The 3,867-nt window shown below is 56.4% G+C and carries 3 protein-coding genes; all 3 read right to left on the bottom strand.

Features of this window, described 5'->3' with window-relative positions:
- A partial coding sequence (locus AC2VLY_RS04465) for a DNA topoisomerase IV subunit B (RefSeq protein ID WP_486921827.1) occupies positions 1-1,576 on the bottom strand: 1,576 nt, incomplete at its 3' end.
- Between the two features lie 43 nt (positions 1,577-1,619).
- Entirely contained in the window at positions 1,620-3,383 is a 1,764-nt protein-coding gene (locus AC2VLY_RS04460; RefSeq protein ID WP_486921826.1) for an SNF2-related protein, read from the bottom strand.
- Complete coding sequence (locus tag AC2VLY_RS04455; RefSeq protein WP_486921825.1) at positions 3,383-3,730, bottom strand: PDDEXK family nuclease; 348 nt, start codon at positions 3,728-3,730, stop codon at positions 3,383-3,385. Before AC2VLY_RS04455 ends, AC2VLY_RS04460 begins: the two co-directional genes overlap by 1 nt.
- Between the last annotated feature and the right edge of the window lie 137 nt (positions 3,731-3,867).

Raw genomic sequence — 3,867 nt, 5'->3', positions numbered from 1 at the left:
TTAAAATCAGCACCTGAATATGGCTCCCATCCACATCGGCATCCGAAAGAATCATGATTTTGCCGTAGCGCAACCCCGCCAGCACCTGTTCGGGATCGGCCTTTACGCCATGCGGCTCTATACCCAGGGCCACTGCCATATTGTGGACTTCCTGATTTTTGAAAATCAGATCGGCATCCACCTCCCAGGTATTGAGCACCTTGCCCCGGAGCGGTAAAAGCGCCTGATATTCTTTATCACGCGCCGCCTTGGCGGAGCCGCCCGCCGAATCCCCTTCTACCAGAAACAATTCATTACGCTGAATATCTGTGCTTTCGCAATCGGTCAGTTTGCCCGGTAAGGTCGCCAGCCCCGACCCCTTTTTGCGTTCCACTTTTTGCGCCGCACGACTGCGTAGCTGTGCGCTCTGAATGGCCTGCTCGACGATGGCCCTGCCCGCCTCGGGATGACTGTTCAGCCACAGTTCCAGAGGGTCACGAATGGTCTGCACCATGAGCTTGTAAGCCTCACGACTGGTGAGTTTATCCTTGGTCTGCCCCTGAAACTGAGGGTCAAGCATCCGTGCGGAAAGCACCAAGGCCATTTTGCCGGTAACATCCTCCTGTACCAGCTTCACCTTGGCCGGCATCAGACTGTGATGTTCCATAAAGCTGCGCACAGCTTCAAAAACGCCGGCGCGGAACCCCGACTCATGGGTTCCCCCATCCAGGGTAGGGATCAGATTCACGTAGGTTTCGGGTTTCGGACAGCCCTGCGCCGCCCAGCAGATGGCCCAATTCGCCCCCTCCCCCTCAGCAAAGCCATGGCTGTCATCAGCCTGGTAAACGGCCTGGGTGAAAATAGGGGTGATGGTTTCTGTATCCGCGAGCAGTTCTTCCAGATAGCCGGAAAGTCCGTCATCGTATTGCCAGAGGATGGGCTCCTGTTCGGGCAGGGAGAGCGTGACCCGCAACCCGGGTAAAAGAATCGCTTTTGAACGGAGAAGATGGGTGAGTTCACGGATATTGACCCGATGCGAATCAAAGTAGCGGGCATCCGGCCAGACCTGAACCCGCGTACCGTGTTTGCGGGAAGTACTGTTTTCAATGCGCACCAGAGGCGCTTCAATGGCGCTGTCAGCGAAGCCCAGGCGGTAATGGCCATAGCCTGAACCTTCCGGATCTCGGGTGTGAATATCCACCACAACCCGCTTTGACAGGGCGTTTGTAACGGCGACACCGACGCCGTGCAATCCGCCCGAAAAACGATACGCGGAAGCTTGGTCTGTCTTATCGAATTTGCCACCGGCATGCAGTGTTGTGAAAGCGAGTTCTGCAGCCGGACGGGACTCACCGGGCGGAATACCAACGGGGATACCCCGCCCGTTATCTTCCACTATGACCGAGCCATCCGGGCAAACCGTCACATCAATCTGGGTAGCCTGTCCAGCCAGTGCTTCATCCGCAGAATTATCTAACAGTTCCTGCACGATATGGGTGGGACAAGTGGTACGCGTGTACATGCCCGGGCGCAATCGCACGGGCTCCAGGCCTTTAAGAACGGTAAATTGATCAGCGCTGTAATTTTTGGATGCCATATCGCTCCTTGTTTCGAGATGCAGGATGTTCGGGCATCAGCCCTTATCCGTCCAGCAGTTCCCGCAAATCCTGTTGTTCCGGTGTCGTGACATGCGGTGCAACACCTGCTTTTTTCTGCACGTTTTTTTGAGCGCCAGAGGCACGCGTCAAATAGCGTTGCACCAAAGCCTGGAAACGGGCCGTATCGCGGTCCGTCCTTTCTGGCCCGGTGAACGGATCCACAATCTGATGCGCTTCACTGGCCTTGAGGCCCAGAATCTCCATAATCGGCCCATCGGAGCCGTCTTCCACGACCAGGAAAAAGACCGTAACTGGGGATTGCTGCCCTTCCCGGTCCACCCGCCATATCACTTGCTGATGAATGCCTGGCGACCAGTCCAGTTCCCCGAACACCACGACGGAGCAGCGATGTTGTAGACCGTCGAGGCCTGCGCCAGAACGCAGCGACATGATCAATACGGGCGTTTCACTATTCAGAAACCGGTCTTTCTCCCGATTCTTTTTGGCGGCAGATTCGGAACCGGTGTACATGGCAGGTTCCAGATCGCTTAACGCTTCCTGCCAGATCGCATACACGGCGCGGTGCCAACCTACCAGCAACACAGATTCGCCCGCTTCGACCAGGAGGCGCGCAAATTGGGCGACTGCCTTGGCCTTGGCCACACCCGTTGCTTGCCGCACCATGATATCCAGTTCTCTGACGGCGGAGCCTCTCTCGGTGAAAGATCCGGTGGTAGCCTTGACCGCCAGCGCCGTCGCCAGGTCCTCGACGGAGCGCACGGTTTTTTCGTCGTAGTCCACATACTCAATGATGCGGGACACTTTGGGGAGTTCCTGCCCGACATCCGATTTAAGGCGACGCAAAAGGACGTGTTGTTCGCGCAGGTAACTGCCCAGCGCCTTGGGATGGGCGATGCGTCCGTAGCTATCGGCCCATTCGCGCATGAAGTCGTCGTATTCTCCCAAGACGGTCTCGTCAATGAAACGCATCACATTCCACATTTCCACGCCGTAGTTGTAGATGGGCGTAGCTGTCAGCCCGAGATGGTACTCGGTGTGTTGCGTAAGCACCTTGGCGGCAGCGCCCTTGGCCGTGCTGGCACCGGTGCGCAGGGATTGCGGTTCGTCATACACCACCGTCCTGAAAAAGTCGGTCGCAAAAATATCGGCCCACCCCATGATTTGGGAAATACGGAAGACATACACATCGGCGGGCGGCAGCGCGTAAGGACGGGTCTTTTTGATGCAATGCACGCGCAAATGGGTGAAGCCGGTAACCTTTTCGAGCCACTGGATTTGCATATGCGCATCACAGACCACGGCAGCCGGCAACGTCCCGGGCACTGAACAGAGGAAGGCGGCCGCCACGAAGGTTTTGCCCAGACCCCCTTCATCGCCCAATAACAGGGATTTTCGGTAGCGGAGCACTTCCACGGCCTGGGCCTGATAGTTGCGCAACTGTTGGCCATCGCGCAATCCGGTAATGGCGCTGGCTTTGAACGTGGGCAGCAGAATGTTTTCCAAATGGTCCTGGCGTTCCACAAAGCCTGTCTTATCGATCTCAAGCTGGCGTCTGTCGGCCGCGCTGATACGCAGCGGATAACGGGACATGAACCAATCGAGGTCCGCAGCGGTTATCAGGTCGGCAGGTAGCAGAAAGGGACCAGCGGACTGTTTTGGGATTTTGGGAAACAGCTGCTTCAGACGAATGGCGACATGGGGTTCTATCCCTTCCAGGGACCACTGATGCCGTGTCCCATCAGAAACATACCGGCAAACGCCATAGGTCCGGGAGGCCTCAGCCATTAGAGCCAGCCTTTGCTCAGCGAAGCCATGACCGCTGGTTTTTCCCGTATGGTTTCCGGCAACGTCATGGAGAGGTTGGTGGCCAGTACAAGGCCGCGCACTTCCGGATGATGGGCATAACGCTCAAGCTGCCGAAACGTCGCCATCTTTTGCGCTGGCCGCAATTTGCACTCAATCACTATCCCGTCCTGCAGCAAAAAGTCGGGGATATCCCGGGCAGATAATGCCTGCTCACGGGCAAAGGACAACCCGGCCTTCCGGAGCGCGGCTTCGAGATCGCTTTGCAGCCGTTTTTCATCCGAAAGATCCAGACGCAAGGATTCAATAATCTGAACGATTTTCTGCATATTCTGTATAATTACCTGTTTTGTTCACCTAGTCTGCCTATTTCACGCCACGCAAGACGGCGAGGGCCTGGGGCCAATGAAAACCATCGACAAAAGCGAGCAACGTCCCCGGAAAATTTGCGCAATTTGCTCTGTGC

The sequence above is a fragment of the Acidithiobacillus sp. TH-A36 genome, assembly GCF_057473445.1.
Note: the sequence above shows the minus strand (reverse complement) of the source record. Positions and strands in the feature narration are given on the sequence as shown.